This is a genomic window from Actinoplanes derwentensis (assembly GCF_900104725.1).
Lineage (GTDB): Bacteria > Actinomycetota > Actinomycetes > Mycobacteriales > Micromonosporaceae > Actinoplanes > Actinoplanes derwentensis.
Genome location: NZ_LT629758.1, coordinates 6,919,381 through 6,936,435, shown reverse-complemented (window position 1 = coordinate 6,936,435; position 17,055 = coordinate 6,919,381). Strand labels below are relative to the sequence as shown.

Annotated in this window: 17 protein-coding genes; 12 read left to right on the top strand and 5 right to left on the bottom strand. The window is 67.9% G+C overall.

Annotated elements, in window-relative coordinates; genetic code table 11:
- Positions 1–23: 23 nt before the first annotated feature.
- From BLU81_RS30500 to BLU81_RS30465, 8 genes are read left to right on the top strand one after another with little or no spacing between them, the layout of a single operon-like run.
- A complete protein-coding gene (locus BLU81_RS30500; protein ID WP_092557861.1) occupies positions 24–635 on the top strand; it encodes an NADH-quinone oxidoreductase subunit C in 612 nt (203 codons plus the stop codon).
- Positions 635–1,579: an NADH-quinone oxidoreductase subunit NuoH gene (nuoH, locus tag BLU81_RS30495; protein WP_092548906.1), complete on the top strand. Its 945-nt coding sequence runs from the start codon at positions 635–637 to the stop codon at positions 1,577–1,579. The genes BLU81_RS30500 and nuoH overlap by 1 nt, the downstream gene beginning before the upstream one ends.
- A gap of 50 nt (positions 1,580–1,629) precedes the next feature.
- Positions 1,630–2,208, top strand: a complete 579-nt coding sequence (locus BLU81_RS30490; protein ID WP_092548903.1) for a 4Fe-4S binding protein — start codon at positions 1,630–1,632, stop codon at positions 2,206–2,208.
- Positions 2,205–2,717, top strand: coding sequence for an NADH-quinone oxidoreductase subunit J family protein (locus BLU81_RS30485; protein WP_092548901.1), 513 nt, complete (start codon positions 2,205–2,207; stop codon positions 2,715–2,717). The genes BLU81_RS30490 and BLU81_RS30485 overlap by 4 nt, the downstream gene beginning before the upstream one ends.
- Positions 2,717–3,088 carry an NADH-quinone oxidoreductase subunit NuoK gene (gene nuoK / locus BLU81_RS30480; RefSeq protein WP_092548898.1) on the top strand — a complete coding sequence of 124 codons (372 nt, stop codon included), beginning with the start codon at positions 2,717–2,719 and terminating at the stop codon, positions 3,086–3,088. The genes BLU81_RS30485 and nuoK overlap by 1 nt, the downstream gene beginning before the upstream one ends.
- On the top strand, positions 3,085–4,959 hold the full coding sequence (locus tag BLU81_RS30475) for an NADH-quinone oxidoreductase subunit 5 family protein (RefSeq protein WP_092548895.1): 1,875 nt from the start codon (positions 3,085–3,087) through the stop codon (positions 4,957–4,959). Before nuoK ends, BLU81_RS30475 begins: the two co-directional genes overlap by 4 nt.
- Positions 4,959–6,659 (top strand): complex I subunit 4 family protein, encoded by a 1,701-nt coding sequence (locus tag BLU81_RS30470; RefSeq protein WP_092557859.1) that lies wholly within the window; start codon positions 4,959–4,961, stop codon positions 6,657–6,659. Before BLU81_RS30475 ends, BLU81_RS30470 begins: the two co-directional genes overlap by 1 nt.
- Complete coding sequence (locus tag BLU81_RS30465; protein WP_092548893.1) at positions 6,656–8,158, top strand: NADH-quinone oxidoreductase subunit N; 1,503 nt, start codon at positions 6,656–6,658, stop codon at positions 8,156–8,158. Before BLU81_RS30470 ends, BLU81_RS30465 begins: the two co-directional genes overlap by 4 nt.
- A 3-nt stretch (positions 8,159–8,161) precedes the next feature.
- Here BLU81_RS30465 and BLU81_RS30460 read toward each other — a convergent pair whose 3' ends face one another.
- Positions 8,162–9,388, bottom strand: coding sequence for a serine hydrolase domain-containing protein (locus tag BLU81_RS30460; RefSeq protein ID WP_092548890.1), 1,227 nt, complete (start codon positions 9,386–9,388; stop codon positions 8,162–8,164).
- A gap of 206 nt (positions 9,389–9,594) precedes the next feature.
- Between BLU81_RS30460 and BLU81_RS30455 the strand changes: the two genes are divergently transcribed.
- Together BLU81_RS30455 and BLU81_RS30450 are read left to right on the top strand one after the other, a co-directional pair.
- Entirely contained in the window at positions 9,595–9,861 is a 267-nt protein-coding gene (locus BLU81_RS30455) for a hypothetical protein (protein ID WP_092548888.1), read from the top strand.
- Between the two features lie 85 nt (positions 9,862–9,946).
- A complete protein-coding gene (locus tag BLU81_RS30450; protein WP_157751845.1) occupies positions 9,947–10,681 on the top strand; it encodes a hypothetical protein in 735 nt (244 codons plus the stop codon).
- A 145-nt stretch (positions 10,682–10,826) separates the two neighbouring features.
- Here BLU81_RS30450 and BLU81_RS30445 read toward each other — a convergent pair whose 3' ends face one another.
- Positions 10,827–11,498, bottom strand: coding sequence for an MOSC domain-containing protein (locus BLU81_RS30445; protein ID WP_092548883.1), 672 nt, complete (start codon positions 11,496–11,498; stop codon positions 10,827–10,829).
- 162 nt (positions 11,499–11,660) lie between these two features.
- Here BLU81_RS30445 and BLU81_RS30440 point away from each other — a divergent pair, with 162 nt between their 5' ends.
- Complete coding sequence (locus tag BLU81_RS30440) at positions 11,661–12,899, top strand: RNA-guided endonuclease InsQ/TnpB family protein (RefSeq protein WP_157751363.1); 1,239 nt, start codon at positions 11,661–11,663, stop codon at positions 12,897–12,899.
- A gap of 50 nt (positions 12,900–12,949) precedes the next feature.
- A complete protein-coding gene (locus BLU81_RS30435; protein ID WP_092540493.1) occupies positions 12,950–14,602 on the top strand; it encodes an IS1182 family transposase in 1,653 nt (550 codons plus the stop codon).
- Between the two features lie 58 nt (positions 14,603–14,660).
- On the opposite strand, the gene BLU81_RS30430 is transcribed toward BLU81_RS30435, so the two are convergent.
- The 3 genes from BLU81_RS30430 to BLU81_RS30420 are packed head-to-tail and all read right to left on the bottom strand — an operon-like array spanning position 14,661 to position 16,944.
- Positions 14,661–15,506, bottom strand: a complete 846-nt coding sequence (locus BLU81_RS30430) for a GNAT family N-acetyltransferase (RefSeq protein ID WP_092557857.1) — start codon at positions 15,504–15,506, stop codon at positions 14,661–14,663.
- A complete protein-coding gene (locus BLU81_RS30425; RefSeq protein WP_092548880.1) occupies positions 15,503–16,513 on the bottom strand; it encodes an LLM class flavin-dependent oxidoreductase in 1,011 nt (336 codons plus the stop codon). Before BLU81_RS30425 ends, BLU81_RS30430 begins: the two co-directional genes overlap by 4 nt.
- Entirely contained in the window at positions 16,510–16,944 is a 435-nt protein-coding gene (locus BLU81_RS30420) for a DUF1707 SHOCT-like domain-containing protein (RefSeq protein ID WP_231953587.1), read from the bottom strand. Before BLU81_RS30420 ends, BLU81_RS30425 begins: the two co-directional genes overlap by 4 nt.
- Between the last annotated feature and the right edge of the window lie 111 nt (positions 16,945–17,055).

The following is a 17,055-nucleotide window of genomic DNA, read 5'->3' as shown; positions in this document are numbered from 1 at the left end:
TCCCGGACCATAGGATGACCGGCATGACGCCCGAAGAGGTCGGTGAACGCCTGGTCAATCTGCTGGCCACCGACGACCCGGAGAAGGGCACGGTGACTGCCGGGGTTTCCGGCGGCGGGCCGGGCCACGCCCGGGCGGTGCTGGATGTGCCGGTGGCCCGATGGTGGTTCGCGGCCGAGGCGGCCCGGGACGCCGGTGCGCTGGGCTGTGACTTCTTCGACTGGCTGTCGGCGGTGGACGAGTTGGACGGCGGATTCTCGGTGATCGCCCACCTCTGGTCGACCCGCCGCCGGCACGGGTTGCTGCTGCGGACCCGGGTGCCACGGGTGGATCCGCTGGTGGAGTCGCTGGTGGACCTGTATCCGGGCGCGGACTGGCACGAGCGGGAGACGTACGAGATGTTCGGGATCGGTTTCTCTCGTCATCCCGGCCTGCGCCCGCTGCTGCTGCCACCGGAGTTCGAGGGGCATCCGCTGCGGAAAGAGTTCGTGCTGGCCGCCCGGGTGGCGAAACCGTGGCCGGGCGCGAAGGAACCCGGGGAGTCGGAGGGCGGCACGAGCAAACGCGCCCCGATGCGCCCGCCGGGTGTCCCGGACCCGAACGAGTGGGGCCCGCTCAAGGGGACGAGATCCTGATGGACCTGCTGATCCGGGTGCTCGCCGTGATGGCTGCCTTCCTGGTGTTGCCGCTGGTCGTCGGCCAGGTGGAGCACAAGGTGATGGCGCACATGCAGGGCCGGCTCGGGCCGATGTACGCGGGCGCCTTCCACGGCTGGGCGCAGCTGATCGCGGACGGGGTGAAGTTCGTCCAGAAGGAGGACATCACCCCGAAGGACGCCGATCGTACGGTCTTCCAGCTCGCCCCGATCGTCGCGCTGTTCCCGTACCTGCTCGTCATCATGACCATCCCGCTCGGCCCCGGGCTGGTCGGGCAGAGCCTGGACATCGGCCTGTTCCTGGTGCTCGCGGTCCTGGGCATCGGTGTGGTCGCGGTGCTGATGTCGGCCTGGTCGTCGGCGAACAAGTACAGCCTGCTCGGCGGGGTCCGCGGCGCCGCCCAGATGCTCGGTTACGAACTGCCGCTGGTCCTGTCGGCGGCCAGCGTCGCGATGGCGGCCGGCACCCTGAGCCTGCCCGGCATCGTGCAGGCGTGGCAGCCGTGGTGGCTGATCTGGCAGGCCCCGGCCGCGCTGGTCTTCTTCATCGCCGGGCTGGCCGAGATCCGCCGGCCCCCGTTCGACATGCCGATCGCCGACTCCGAGCTGGTCTTCGGCTACATGACCGAGTACACCGGCCTGCGCTTCGCGTTCTTCCTGCTCGCCGAATACGTGGGCATCGTGGTGATCGCCGGGTTGACCACGGTGCTGTTCCTGGGCGGCTGGCACGGCCCGTACGAGGAGCAATTGGGTTGGCTCTGGACGTTTTTGAAGATCTTTGCCGTGGCCTTCGTGATCATCTGGTTGCGGGTCACCTATCCACGCCTGCGTGAGGATCAGCTTCAACGTCTGTGCTGGCTGATCCTGGTCCCGGTGTCGCTGGCCCAGCTGGTTCTGACCGTGGCCGTCAAATCCCTGACCTGACAGCGGGGCAAGGTCGCGCCGAGTCCGGTGACGGGGCAGGATGGTCCCTTGTGAGTGAGACTCCCGGTAAAGGCCTGCTCGACGGCCTCGCCGTGACCTTGAAGACGTTGACCAAGCGGACCACCACCCAGCAGTACCCGGACGTGCAACCCGACCTGCCACCGCGTTCCCGTGGCGTGATCGCGCTGTCCGAGGAGAACTGCACGGTCTGCATGCTCTGCGCCCGCGAGTGCCCCGACTGGTGCATCTACATCGACTCGCACAAGGAGGAGGTCGTCGTTCCCGGCGCCGCGCGCGCTCGCCAGCGCAACGTGCTGGACAAGTTCGACATCGACTTCTCCCTCTGCATGTACTGCGGCATCTGCATCGAGGTCTGCCCGTTCGACGCGCTGCACTGGACACCCGAGTTCGAGTACGCCGAGACCGACGTCCTCGACCTGCTGCACGACAAGAACCGGCTGGGCGAGTGGATGCGGACCGTCCCGCCGCCGCCCGCGCACGACGTGCTCGGCGAGCCCTCGAAGGAGGAGGCGACGGCGGCTCGCAAGGCAGCCGGTCCGGGCGCGGCCACCGCGGCGAAAACCGCAAGACCAGCGGCGGTACGCCCGAAGCCGGGAGCCGCCACGTGACCGTCGCCGACGTGCTCCTGCTGGCACTGGGCGCCGTCGCGGTCGGGTCCGGAGCCCTGGTCGTCACCAGCTCCCACCTGGTCCGTTCCGGCTTCTACCTGGTCGTCAGCCTGGGCGCGATCGCCGGTCTCTACCTGGTTCTCGGCGCTGAGCTGGTGGCCTGGGTGCAGATCCTGGTCTACGTCGGCGCGGTCGTCGTGCTGCTGCTGTTCGCGGTGATGCTGACCCGCGCCCCGATCGGACCGTCACCGGACCTGGACCGGCCCGGCCTGCCGGCTGTCCTGATCGGCGGTGGTGTGGGTGTCGGCCTGGCCGCCCTGTTCATCGACGCGTTCCACTGGATCGAGTTTCCGCAGCCGCAGCCCGGCACCGCCGAACGGGTCGGTGAGCAGATCTTCGGTACCTGGGTGCTGCCGTTCGAGGTCCTGTCGATCCTGCTGCTGTCCGCCCTGATCGGCGCGATCGTGCTGTCCCGCCCGGACATCGGCGCGCACCGCGAGGAAGCCTGATGCACGTCACCATCCCGTACGTCATCGCCGCTCTGCTCTTCGGCCTGGGCGTCTATGGCGTCCTGCGGCGGCGCAACGCGATCCTGGTCCTGATGGCCGTCGAGCTGATGCTGAACGCGGTCAACCTGATCCTGGTCACCGCCGACGTGTCGCTGCGGTCCGCGCTGACCGGCGTCGCCGTCGAGTCGTGGGCCCGCCCGAGCGCTGCCCAGCCCGGCACCGGCGGAGTCCTCACCCTCTTCGTGATCGTGCTGGCCGCCGCCGAGGTGGGGGTCGGCCTGGCGATCGTGTTGCAGTACTACCGGATGCGTCAGGCGGTCGTCGTCGACGACGTGCGCCTGGACGACGACGAGGAACGGGTGGCCGGGTGAGCGTCGACGTGGCCGGACCGCTTCTTCCGGTCGTACCGCTGATCGTGGGCCTGATCGGTCTTCTTCTGCAGAGCCGTCGTCTCGCGATCGTTCTCTCAGTGACCGGCGCGGTGGTTGCACTGCTGCTCACGCTGGTGCTGCTGACCGCCTCCGGACCGTTCGAGACCGGCGTGGACCTGGTCGAATTCGGCGACCTCACGGTGAGTTTCGGCGTCGCGATCAACCCGGCCGTCGTCTACGTCGCGCTAGCCGTCACGATCGTGGCCCTGTGCGTACAGGTCTACTCGATCACCTACCTGCACGATGACGACCGTTACGCCCCCTACGCCGCCCAGATCAGCCTCTTCACCGGCGCGATGCTCCTGGTCGTGACAGCGAACGATCTGATCGTCATGCTGGTCGGCTGGGAGGTGATGGGCGCCTGCTCCTACCTGCTGATCGGCCACGACCGGCGACTGCCCGAGGCCCCGGCCGCCGCGGTGAAAGCGTTCCTGGTCACCCGGGTCGGTGACATCGGGTTCCTGCTCGGCATCGCCGTCCTGATCACCGAGGCCGGCACCCCACGGCTGAGCGAGGTGCTCGCCACCGGCTACTCCACCGGCACGCTGACCGCCGCGCTGCTGCTGATCCTGGCCGGAGTGGCCGGTAAGAGCGCCCAGTTCCCGCTGCACACCTGGCTGCCGGACGCGATGGCCGGACCGACCCCGATCTCCGCGCTTATCCACGCCGCCACCATGGTCGCAGCCGGCGTCTGGGTGGTCTTCCGGCTCTACCCGCTCTACACCCAGTCGTCGACGGCACTGGCCGTGCTCGCGGTGATGGCCTCGATCACCATCGCGCTCGGGGCGCTGTCCGCGATGGCCCAGGACGACCTGAAACGCGTCCTGGCCTGGTCGACCGTCTCGCAGATCGGCTACATGACCGGCGCCCTGGCCGTCGGATCACCCGCCGCCGCCCTGTTCCACCTGCTCACCCACGCCGCGTTCAAGGCGCTGCTGTTCCTCGCCGCGGGTGCGGTCATCCATGCCGTCGGCACCAACCTGCTGTCCCGGATGGGCGGCCTGCGCGAGCACATGCCGGTCACCTTCTGGTCGTTCGTGATCGGCCTCGGCGCGCTCGCCGGCCTGCCACCGCTCGCCGGATTCTGGTCCAAGGAGAACGTGCTCACCGCCGCCGCGCACGCCACCGAAGGCGGCGAGACCGCGCCGATCTGGTCCGCGTGGCTGGTCTGGATCACCGCGCTGTTCTCCGTCGGTCTCACCGCCTGGTACGCCACGCGCCTGTTGCTCCGGGCTTTCTTCGGAGTCGCCCGTGCCCCCGGCCACACTTGGGAAGTCGGCTTCGATGACGCCCGCTACCAGGCTCCCGACAGCCCGCACGATCCGCCGGGCCCGATGCGCTGGCCGCTGATCCTGCTCGCGATCCCGGCCTCGCTGCTCGGCCTGGCCGCCTTCGCCCCCGGCTTCCGCACCGCCCTGGAACTCGACGACCCACACCTCGGCGTCGCCGTCGCCCTGCCGATGCTGCTGCTCGCCACCGGCGCCGGCACCGCGTGGTGGCTGTGGTGGGCGGTGCCCGGCGTCGACCCGGCCGAGGCGCTGGGCCGGGCCCGTCCGTTGCTGGCCGCCGGTTTCCGGCTCGACGACCTCCAAGACCGATTGCTGGTACGACCGGCGAAGACGCTCGCCAAGTGGGCCACCACCGGCGACATCCGCATCGTCGACGCCACCGTCACCGGGACCGGCGCCGGAACCGCCCAGGTCGGTGCCGTTCTGAAAGAAGTCCACCGGCTGCCGCTGCCCGCCGCCGCGGTCGCCGTCTGTGCCGCCGCCCTGCTGCTCGGTGCCATCGCCTGGTGGGGAGCCGCCTGATGTACCGCGATTACCTCGAACCCGCCTGGGGCCTGCCGCAGGTGCTGCTGATCGCCCTGCTCGTGGTGCCGTTGCTGGGGGCGGGTGTGGTCGCGCTGTACCCGGCGGCCCGCGACCGGCAGGCCCGGATCGTCGCCACCGGCTTCGCCACGGTCACCTTCCTGATAGCGCTCGCGCTGGTGTCCTTCCGGCCGTGGGACGTCGGCTGGTTCTACCCACCCGGGCTCCTGCCGTGGGCGCAGGTAGACCTGGACTGGGTGCCCGCGCTCGGACTCGACTTCCACCTCGGTGTGGACGGGATCTCGTACCCGCTGATCGTTCTGACCGGGCTGCTCACGGCGCTCTGTTGCGCGTACACCATCAAGAAGGTCCCGGTCGGCGGCGCCGGCCGCAGCCTGGCCGCCCTCCTGCTGGTCCTGGAAGTCGGGGTCCTCGGCACTTTCCTGGCTTTCGACCTGATCCTGTTCTTCCTGTTCTTCGAGGTCGTCCTGCTGCCGATGTACGCGGTGATCGCCGGCTGGGGCGGCCCACGCCGCCGGGCCGCCGCCCGCAAATTCGTCCTCTACACCCTGGTCGGCTCGGTCCTGCTGCTGCTCGGCGTCCTGATCGTCGTCACCCAGTCCGGCACCGGTGACCTGGTTGTGCTGACCGGTGCGATCGACCTGAACCGCAACACCCAGTACGCGGTCTTCGCCCTGCTGGCCGTCGCGTTCGCGATCAAAGCCCCGCTCTGGCCACTGCACACCTGGCTGCCCGACGCGCACACCGAAGCACCCACCGTCGGCTCGGTGATCCTGGCCGGGGTGTTGCTCAAGATGGGCACCTACGGCCTGATCCGCGTCGGCGTCGGCGTGGCCCCTCTCGGCGCCGCGTGGGCCGCCCCCGTCCTGGGCATCCTGGCCGTGATCGCGATCATCGCCGGTGCCCTGATCTGCCTGCGCCAGACCGAACTGAAACGCCTGATCGCCTACTCCAGCGTCGGCCACATGGGCTTCGTCCTGCTCGGCATCGCCACCCTGTCGGTCACCGGAATCCAGGCCGCCCTGATCGGCAACATCGCCCACGGCCTGATCACCGGCCTGCTGTTCTTCCTCGCCGGAACGATCAAGGACCGCACCGGCACCGGCTCCCTCAACCAGCTCAGCGGCCTGCGCGAGACCTCGCCACGTCTGGCCGGGCTGTTCGGCTTCGCCGCCATCGCCTCACTCGGGCTACCCGGCCTGGCCGGCTTCTGGGGCGAGGCGTTCGCGGTGGTCGCGGCCGTCCAGCGCGGCGGCCCGCTGTGGTCGACCCTGGCCACGATCGCCGCCGTCGGCGGGGCCTTGACCGCGGCCTATTTCCTGCGCCTGCTGCGGCGGTTGACACACGGTCTGCCGACTCCCGAGGTTCGGGCCCTCGACCCCACGTCGTACGAGGCCCACGTCCTGCTCCCGTCGGTGGCTCCCACTGCCCCGGTGGTTCCCCGGCCCGCGATCTTCGACTACAGCGCGCCTCTTCTGTTCACGAAAGTCGCACCCGCCGAGGTTCCCACTGCTCCGGCCCGCCCGGTTGTCGCCGATGCCGCCCCCGAACTCTCCTGGGCCGAGTGGCTGGCCTGGGCCCCGCTGGTCCTGCTCACCCTGGCCGTCGGCGTGCTACCGGCCCTGATCATCACTGACACCCTTGCGCCACTGACCACCCTGCTGGGAGTCCACCGGTGAGAAGTCAGGCCGTCGATCACCTCGCCCTGCTGCCGCTCTACGCCGCAGCCGGAACCGCGATCCTGGCCCTGCTGGCCGACCTGCTCCTCGCCCGGCGAACAGCCACCGTGGCCGCGACCCTGCTCGGCACTCTTGCCGTAGCGGTCAGCGCCCTGGCCGTCGGCCCGTGGGACTCGACGTTCTGCACCACCGGCGGCTGCTCCTGGGTCCCGACCTGGCCGGCCGCAGTGGCAGCGGCGCTGTTCGCCGCCCTGACCGCCGGAGTCCTGGGCCTGTCGATCCCGGCACTACGGCTGGGCGCGGCTCCCGCCGGCGAGTTCTGCTTCCTGCTGGCCTGCTCGATGACCGGCGGCGTGACCGTGGCGTACGCGGGCGATCTCCTGACCTTGATCGTCGGCTTGGAGACGTTGACCCTTCCGCTCTACATCCTGGTCGGCTTGCGCCGGTACGCCCCGTTCGCTCGCCCCAGCGTCCGCCCCGCCGAAGCCTCCCTGACGTTCTTCCTGGTCAGCGTGATCTCAACGGCGATAGCCCTGCTGGGCCTGGCCCTGATCTACGTCGCGACCGGTGCCGTGCACCTGAACCTCCTGGTCCCCGCCGCCGCACCGTTCGCTGCTCTGGGCAGCGTGGGATCGGCCCTGCTGGTGATCGGCCTGGCCTTCAAGGTGGCCGCGGTCCCGTTGCACGCCTGGGCCCCCACCACCTACGACGGCGCACCCATCCCGGTAGCCGCCTACCTGTCGACCGCGTCCAAACTCGGTGGAATCCTGGCCCTGGCCGCGGTGGTGGCCCACCTGGACACCGGGGCGGTCCTATCCGCGCTGGCCGTGCTGACGATGACGGTCGGCAACCTGGTGGCCCTGAGTCAGACCAGGATGGTCCGATTGCTGGCGTGGTCCTCGATAGCCCAGGCCGGCTACATCCTGGCCGCGTTGGCGATGGGCGCCCCCGGAGTGCCTGCCGCCCTGTCGTACGCGGTCTTCTTCGTGGTCCTGGAACTGATCGCCTTCAGCGTGGTGACGGCTCTGCGTCCGGCGAAGGTGGTGGCCCACTCCGCGGTGGCCCTGGCCTCCCGGACCCCCGCGGACACCGACGGCGGCACTTTGAACGACTACCGGGGTCTGGCCCACCAGCACCGTTGGCTGGGTGCCGCGATGATCCTGGCCCTGTCCGGGCTGGCCGGCCTGCCGCCCGGACTGGCCGGTCTGTTCGCCAAGGTGACGGTGGTGGGAGCCCTGATCGCCGAGGGCTGGACGTGGCTGGCCGCAGTCGTGGTGATCAACGCGGTGGTGGCCCTGGCCTACTACGTCCGGGTGGCGGCCCTGCTCTACACGTACCCCACCCAGCCCGGCCTGCTGGTGGCCGACCCCGCGCTGCTCTACAACGTCACCCACCCGTACTTCCCGGTGTCCCGCTCGGTGACCGCGACGTTGCTGGCCACGTCGGCCGTGGCGGTCGTCCTGGGCTTCGCACCGCAGTTGCTGTTCAACGCCTTCTAGCTTCTAGCTGCGCAGCGCGTCCATCACGGCCTGAGGGGCGGGCTTGTCGAGCATCCGGCAGATGGTGACGGTGTCGGCGGCCTGGACGACCTTGACGAAGCGGAGCACGCCCTCGTTCGGGCTGGTGTCACTCGGCTCGGCGGTGGCGTCGGTGACGGCCGACCGGCGCCCGTTCTCCGTGGTCACGGCCGCGCTGTGGTGTCCCAGGGTGTCGCCGCCGTGGCCCCAGACGGTCCCGCACGGCGAGTCGATCCGCATGAGCCCCAGCCCGTAACCACCCTCCCCGAACCCTTCACCCAGCTCAACGGTGGTCTTCATCTGCTTGAGCTGCTCAGCCGAGATCAAGTCCCCACCCAGCAGCGCCTCGAAGAACCGGGACAGTTCCGCCGGCGTGGAGATGACCGCACCGGCGGCCCCCGCCCATCCGCCGAGCGGCCGCGCAGACACATCGGTGTAGACGGGCGACGTCCCGGCGAACGAGACGCTGTAGCCGCGGGCGTAGCCCGGTCCCGTGTTGATGGCGCGAGGATCGGCGAAGTAGGTGTTCACCAGCCCGAGCGGCGCGGCGATCCGCTGCTCGACCAGCGCCGGCAGACTCCTGCCGGTCAGCTTCTGAAGAACCATCCCGATCAGGATGTAGTTCGTGTTGGAGTACGCCCAGTCGGTACCCGGAGCGAAGTTCGGCGCGTGTTTGAAAGCCACCGCAAGCAACTCGTTCTCGGTGTGAACATGCTGCGGCCGCTTGTCGATGTCGACGAAGAAGTCCGGATCGGCGGTGTAGTTGAACAGCCCACTGGTGTGCTGAAGCAGCATCCGAACCGTGATGTTCCGCCCGTTCGGCACCACCCCCGGCAGGTACTTCTCCACCGGCGAGTCAAGCCGCAACTTTCCCTGGTCAACAAGCTGAAGGGCAAGAACCGCGGTGAACGTCTTGGTGTTACTGCCAACCTCGAACTGATCCCGAACGGTCAACTTCCGCCCGTCCCGCCGATCCGCAACGCCGGCCAGGGTGACGCCGACCTTGCGCCCGTAGTCGATCCGAGCCACATACCCGGGAACCCCCACGGAGAGCACCTGCCGGGCAACGTCCCGCATGACCGGGTCGCGCCCGCCGTCCACATGCCCCGGAGCCGCAGCAACAGCCGCCCCCGACCCGACAAGCGCAACAGCCGCACTGACCATCAGCGCCGCACCCTGCAGAACCCGAGTCCTCTTGATATCCGTCGTCATGCATCAAATCCTGCCGATCCCCCACCCCCGAGTCATTGCAGCAGCCACCCCAACCCAGGTAGGGCCAGCACTACCAACCCTCGGGCATGAGGAGATCCGCATCCCACTCGCCACATTTATCTGAGGTCGGTATCGTGGCCCAACAGGGATGGTGTCGTAGGGTACTGCGGTACCTGGGTACCGCGAGTTGTTGGAAGGGGTCCGTCATGGCCGCTACGTCTTCTCCCATCAAGGTCGATGTTGGTACCGATCAGCTGATTTCTCATGCGGCTCATTTTCTTGGTAAAGCCAAGAAGGATCTTGTTGATGCTGCCGTTCGTGAATACATCGAGGCGCATCGCGCCGAGATCAATGACGGCATCAAGGCAGCTCTGAGTCGCCTTGATGGCTCCTCTGCCTCCGCCGTCTCGCTTCTCACCGACGTGCCGGTTGATCAGCTTGATGAATACGGCGGCATGCCCAAGGCCGGCTAGGTGCGGTCTCCGGGGCCGGGCGGTTTAGAACTAAGCTCACATAATGAACGGCGATTCCAAACCTGTCCGACCCACGCGAGCCTGTATGGCCGATGTCGATCTGCCTATCCCGTCAATCGATGAATCGCTATGCAATATTGATCATCCATTGATCCGTCAAGCGCAACGGCTACCGGAATCGTATGAGGCTGGCGGCGTCGAAAGGACTCTTGCGCTCAAGGACCGCATATGGTTCAAGGTAAAGACGGGCCGATGGCGTGGGGTGGTGACCCGCCTGCCTGAAGCCGACCAGCCGGATGTGAGTCCCCTGCTCCGTCGAGCCCCCTGGTGGATGGGCGCGGCCGGGTATCGCCGCGACGGTGACCCGAGTGACTTCTACGCCGCCCTTGCCGCGGTGTGGACTCGTGAAGGCGGAAGCTCCGACATCTGGATGCCGACCGATTGGGATTGGAAGCGTCTAGAAGTAGAGCAGGCATTCGCCTTGGAAGATCAAATCCGAACGACGGTCCGCGAGATCATCGCCCGTTCTCTCAGGGATGGTAATCCCTATCAAGTTGAGTTCAACCACTACAAAGTGACGGCTCTGGCCAGGGCTCACGGCGAGGAAACCTATCTGATCATCGGCACGGAGAACATCGCCGATTCCAGGATATTCTCCGTCATCATCAATTCAGTTCCCGGAATCGACCATGCAAGCTGGCTTCCCGAACCAGACGGTGTGGCAGGCTTGGAGCCCGGTCCGGGAGAAGTGATCTGGTCGACGGTCCTACCGCATGCCGTTGCGGCGAAGCTCCTGGAAGCTTTCCTCAGCGATGATTAGATCTTCCATATGCGTGGGTGGTAGCAGTTGCGTGGCCAGCTTCTTCTTCAAGGGCTGGCTGAGCTCCGGGCCGGTGCCCATCTTCACCCGGCGAAGTTCCCGCGTAGCCTCCGGATCGCGTACCGCCGCTCGGAGGATTTGAAACTCACCGCGGAGCGGTGGACAAGCGCTGCTCGATCTTGGTGCGGGTCGACAAGGGGAGGGCGTCGGCGATCAGCAGGCGGGCCAGGTTCTCCGGGGCGTGCATGTAGATGTTGAACGCCTCGGACAGCGTCAACCCATGTGCGGGCCGGTCGATCACCTCGATGCGATCGCCGGTGGCGACCGAACCCTCCCGCACGATGCGCAGGTAGGCGCCGGTGCGGTTGGCCGCGGCGAACCGTTTGATCCAACCGGGCTCGCCCATCCGGTGCTGGAACGTGGCGCACGGGACCCGGCCGAACGTCGTCTCCAGCACCACCTCGTCGCCGACTCGCCATCGTTCACCGAGAACGGCGTCGTAGAGGTTCAGGCCTTGCGTCGTCAGGTTCTCACCGAAAAGGGCGGGCTTCAGCTCACGGCCCAGCTCGGCGGACCACCAGGCGTAGTCCTCGATGGCGTACGCGTACACCGCCTGGTCGTCGCCGCCGTGATGTTTGGTGTCGCCGATGAAGTCGCCGACGATGCCGCTGTGCAGGCCGGTCGTCTTCGGGCCGGGGCGGCGCACCGTCACCGGATGGTCGACGGGGCGCTTACCGATACCGGTGACGCCGGGGCCACGAACGGGCGTAGCCGCGGAGCCGCCGACGTTGAGGGAGAGCACTATGCCGCTGGTCATCAGATTTCCTTCCGTGGATACTCCGGCCTTCAGGCCGGAGAGGAAACGGAACCCCTGCGGAGCAGGTCGGGGATAGCCGATCCGCCGTCAAGGCGGATAGGCGTCTACCACCCGCGACAAGCCCGCACGATCGTTTCCAAACTATTGTGCTAACTTGTGAGCGTGACCTCAAGCGTGAAGCGGGCGTTCAAGTTCCGCTTCTACCCGGACCCGGAGCAGGCCGACCTGCTGAACCGGACGTTCGGGTGCGTGCGCAAGGTCTACAACCTGGCGTTGCAGGCCCGCACCGAGGGCTGGTACCAGCGCCAGGAGCGAGTCAACTACAACGCCACCAGCGCCATGCTGACCGCGTGGAAGAAGTCCGAGGAACTGGCCTTCCTCAACGAGGTCTCCTCCGTGCCCTTGCAGCAGTGCCTGCGGCACCTGCAAGGCGCGTTCTCCGCGTTCTGGGAGAAACGGACCCGCTACCCGCGCTTCAAGTCCAAGCGCAAGTCGCGGGCGTCGGCCGAGTTCACCCCGTCCGCGTTCCGCTTCAAGGACGGCAAGCTGACCCTGGCGAAGATGTCCGCTCCGCTGGACATCGTCTGGTCCAGGCCGCTGCCCGAGGGGCAGACACCGTCCACGGTGACGGTGTCGCGGGACTCGGCGGGCCGCTGGTTCGTGTCCCTGCTCTGCGAGGACATCCCGGCCCCGATGCCTGCCACCACGGCAGCGGTCGGGATCGACGCCGGGTTGACCCATCTGGTCACCCTGTCCACCGGGGAGAAGGTCGCCAACCCCCGCCACGAACGCACCGACCGCAAGCGGCTGGCCCGCGCGCAGCGAGAACTGGCCCGCAAGGACAAGGGCTCCAAGAACCGGGCCGAGGCCCGGCTCAAGGTTGCCCGCGTCCACGCCCGCATCACCGACCGGCGACGCGACATCCTGCACAAACTGACTACTCGGCTCGTTCGTGAGAACCAAACGATCGTGATCGAGGACCTGGCCGTACGCAACATGGTCAAGAACCACAGCCTGGCCCGCGCCATCAGCGACGCGGCCTGGCATGACTTCCGCTCCCTGCTGACCTACAAGGCCGAGTGGTACGGCCGGGACCTGGTCGTGATCGACCGCTGGTACCCGTCGTCCAAGGTCTGCTCGGCGTGCGGAGCCATCGCTGACAAGATGCCGCTGAACGTACGGGAATGGACGTGCCGGTGCGGCACGACCCACGACCGTGACGTGAACGCGGCACGCAACATTTTGGCCGCCGGGCTGGCGGTGTCTGCCTGTGGAGCCGGCGTAAGACCTCAACGGGGGAATCTCCGTTCGGGGCGGCAGGCTGTGAAGCAGGAACCCGGCGGGCGACCGCCGGAATCCCCGTCCTTTAGGACCCCGTTGGGGAACGGCCAAACCATCTGAATCCGCTTGTTGGCATGATTGTCGGGTTTGCCGGGTGGAAAGGGTTCAGGGTGTCGCTGGAAGCGTGGGATGACCGTGGGGTGCCGGAGTTGACCGCGCGGGTGGTGCGGGCGTCGTTCCCGAAGGGCACTCTCGCGGTGCGGATCCGAGACGCGCTCGGGCCGGTCTTTGGCGATTCGGCGTTCGCACTGGCGTTCCCGGCGGTGGGCCGTCCGGCGGCCTCGCCGGGGGTGTTGGCGCTGGTGTCGGTGCTGCAGTACGCGGAAGGGCTCAGCGACAGGCAGGCCGCTGACCAGGTCCGGGCCAGGATGGACTGGAAGTACCTGCTCGGTCTGGAACTCGATGATCCCGGTTTCGACTACACGATCCTTGGCGATTTCCGGGCCCGGCTGATCAAACATGGGCTGGAGGAGAAGGTCCTGGAGGTGATCCTGGACCACTGCTCGCGGCTGGGACTGCTGCGCGCCGGTGGCCGGCAACGCACCGACTCCACCCATGTGCTGGCAGCGGTGCGCACGTTGAACCGGATGGAGTTCGTCGGGGAAACCCTGCGGGCGGCCCTCGAAGTCCTGGCCAAGACCGCTCCACAGTGGCTCGCCCCACGCATCGATGCCGACTGGGCCGGGCGATACGGTGCCCGGATCGACTCGTACCGCTTCCCCAAGGGCGACGACGTGCGCATGCGGTGGGCTGAGCAGGTAGGGCGGGACGGCTATCTGATCCTGGACGCGGTCGCTGCACCCGGTGCGCCGGCATGGTTGCGGGAGATCCCGGCGGTCCAGGTCCTCGGCCAGGTGTGGGAGCAGCAGTACCAGCGTGCTGGTGAGGAGGTGCACTGGCGGGAGGGCAAAGACCTCCCGCCCAGTAGAAACCGGCTGGCCTCGCCGTACGACATCGACGCCCGCTACGGCCTCAAACGGGGTCTGGGCTGGTCCGGTTACAAGGTGCATTTCAGCGAGACCTGCGAGGCGGACCTGCCGCGGATCATCACTGGTGTGCTGACCACCGATGCCACAGTCACCGACACCGAGACAACCGGGACCATCCATCAGAACATGGCCTGCCGGCAACGAGTGCCGGGCGAACATGTGGTCGACGCCGGTTACGTCACCGCCGCGCACATCGTGACCGCTCGCGACGAACACGGTATCGATCTGCTCGGTCCGGTAGGACTGGATACCCACCAGGGCGAACGTTTCCCGCAGAGCGCCTTCCGCATCGACTGGCAGTCCAAGGCCGTGACCTGCCCGCAGGGCAAGACCAGTATCAGCTGGTCGGCCCAGCGCAAGAGCAGCGGCACCGAACTGGCACGAGTGCACTTCGCCGCCGGTGACTGCACGGGTTGCCCGGTCCGGGCCGAGTGCACCACTGCCAGCGTCAACAGTAAATGGGGTCGCAGCCTCACCCTGCTTCCCGCAGCTCAGCAGGAAGTCTTGGAGGCCAGACGTGGTGAACAGGTCACCGAGGCGTGGCAGCAGCGCTACCACATCCGCGCCGGAGTCGAGGCCACGATCTCCCAGGTCGTCCGGCACACCGGAATCCGGAGCACCCGATACACCGGTGCGGACAAGACCCACCTCGGTCACCTCCTCGCCGCTACCGCAGCCAACATCGTCCGCATCGACGCCTGGCTCACCGGAACACCACTCGGCCGAACCAGAACCAGCCACCTCACCCAACTCGACCTCGACCTCGCTGGCTGAAGGTCGTTACATACCGTTTTGGCCGTTCCCCAACGGGGTCCTTTAGGGCGGGGAGAGGTCAACTGGAGAACTCCACCACCGCTCGGTCTTCGATCGGCCGGTAACCCAGCCGTGGATAAAGGGCGTTACTCGTCGGGTTCGACAGGTCCGTGAACAGCACCACCTCAGTGGCGCCGGCATCAAGCGCTTTTCGGGTGGCCGCAGTGGTGGCCGCACCGCCGAAACCCTGCCTGCGGTGTACGGGCGGGGTGTACACGTACTGGATCCGGGCCATGGCGGCCTCGATGCGGGAGCGGGCGGCCATCGCGACAGGTTCGCCGGCCGCCTCCCAGATCGTGATGCCGTCGCCGCTCAGACGGTCGTCGAGAACCGGGCCCACATCGGACGGACGCTCGCCGATGTAGTCATAGAAATCACTGAACCAGTCCACCAGCAGCGCACGGTCCGACGGGGCGGCCTGGCGGGCGGCACCGATCGGCATCGGGTCGGGCGGGGTCAGTTCCGTCAGCCGGAAGAGTCGGCTCCGCATGCCGGCCTCGCACGTGCCTCCGGCACGGGACAACCACGCGTCGGTGAAGGCCGGGATGTCCTTGACGAGCAGGTTCGCGGCGTTCAAAAGGCCACGATCAGCGATGGCGTACGCCGCCTCAGGCACTGCCTCGGGCGGGACCTCGGTCAGTGTGAGCGGGTAGGGCGGTGTCTGCAGCATCGCCCCTTCGACGCTACCCGCCGGGGACGTCCACCAGCCCAGAATCGGGTCATCGGTGCCGTACACATGGGGGCCTCTGGATCGCAAGGCGGCGACCACCGTGAGAAGAACGGTGTGCCGGACCGGCTCGGACCTCAGGAACTGCCCGGCCTGCTTCTCGAACAGCTCGACGTCAGAGGTCAACCGCCAGGTCATCGGGTCCACTCCTTGGCGATGCGAGTGAGGCTGTCGACGCGGGTCGCCGGATCGTAGACCGACCCGGCCAGCATCAACTCGTCGGCACCGGTGCGATCGGCCAGCGCCTCCAGGCCGGCGACGACCTCGGCGGCGGTGCCCGCGAACTGGGTGCCGGGCAGTGCCTCCAGCACCGCACGGTCCATGTCGGACAGCTCGCGCTGCGCCGCCGTCTGCGGCGACACCATCGGGCCGAGCCGGCCGGTCCGCAGGCTGAGTGCCATCATCCGGCTCGGGCCGGCCAGAAACTGCGCCTCCTCGGTGGTCTCCGCGGCCAGCACCGAAGCGCTGACCATGACCCACGGCTCGGGGCGGCGTGGCGACGGCTGGAAACCGTCCCGGTAGAGACGTAGAGCGCCGTCCACATCGGAGCCCATGGCGAAGTGATACGCATAACAGAACGGCAGGCCGAGCGCCGCCGCGATCTGAGCACCGTAGGTGGACGAGCCCAGCATCCACACCTCCGGAAACGTCTCCGGCGCCGGAGTGGCACTGAGCTTGCCCGCCGGCACCCGCGCGTCACCGAGCAGCCCCAGCAGCGATCGCAGATGCTCCGGGAACCGCTCCACCGCCAGCCGAGGCGACACCCCGCGCAACGCCGCCGCGGTCGCCTGATCGGTGCCGGGCGCACGGCCGATGCCCAGGTCGACCCGGCCCGGATAGAGCGCCTCCAGCAGCGCGAACTGCTCGGCCACCACGAACGGCATGTGATTGGGCAGCATCACCCCGCCGGAACCGACCCGGATGTCCCGGGTGTGCGCGGCGACCGCGCTGATCAGCACCGGCGGCGACGTCGACGCGACAGCCGGCATGTTGTGGTGCTCGGCCACCCAGAACCGGGCGAACCCCAGCTCGTCGGCGGCACGGGCGATCTCGATCGTGCCGCGCAGCGCGTCGGCGCTGCCATGGCCCTCCCGAACCGTGGCCAGGTCGAGCACGGACAACGGAACACGGGTCGATGCGGTCATTGCTTCCCGTTCTGATCACGGATCACTTGCACTCCCACGGTCACCGCGCCGAGCGCGACAGCCGGCACCAGCAGCCAGATCGGCCACGGGTACACGAAATCGGTGACCGAGACCGCGACCAGCGCGTAGACGACGACGTTCACCGCGGCCAGAGCGCCCCAGATTGTCCAGAGAACGAGCAAAGCGGTCGGGAGGCGACGGGCCAGCTTCCTGGCCTGGGCTTTCACCTCGGCGTTGGTCATGCCCGAACGGGGCAGATCCTGGACCAGGACAAGAAGCTCCGCATAAGTACGAGCGGCGTAGGCGAGACCGACACGCTCGTCGTACTCATGCAGTGTCAGCCGGCCCTCGTCGAGTGCCGACTTCAACTGGTCGGCGATCTGCTGACGGTCGCCGTCCGCCGCGCGCATGGTGTCGACCTCTTTGGACATCGCCGCCCCCTTGTGGGCGTCACCGCCCCGTCACCGAAAGCCTCCCTCGCAGGCTATCGAATGCGGAGGATCAAGCGGCGTCCCCTTTTCGGGGCTGTGGACAACCGCGCG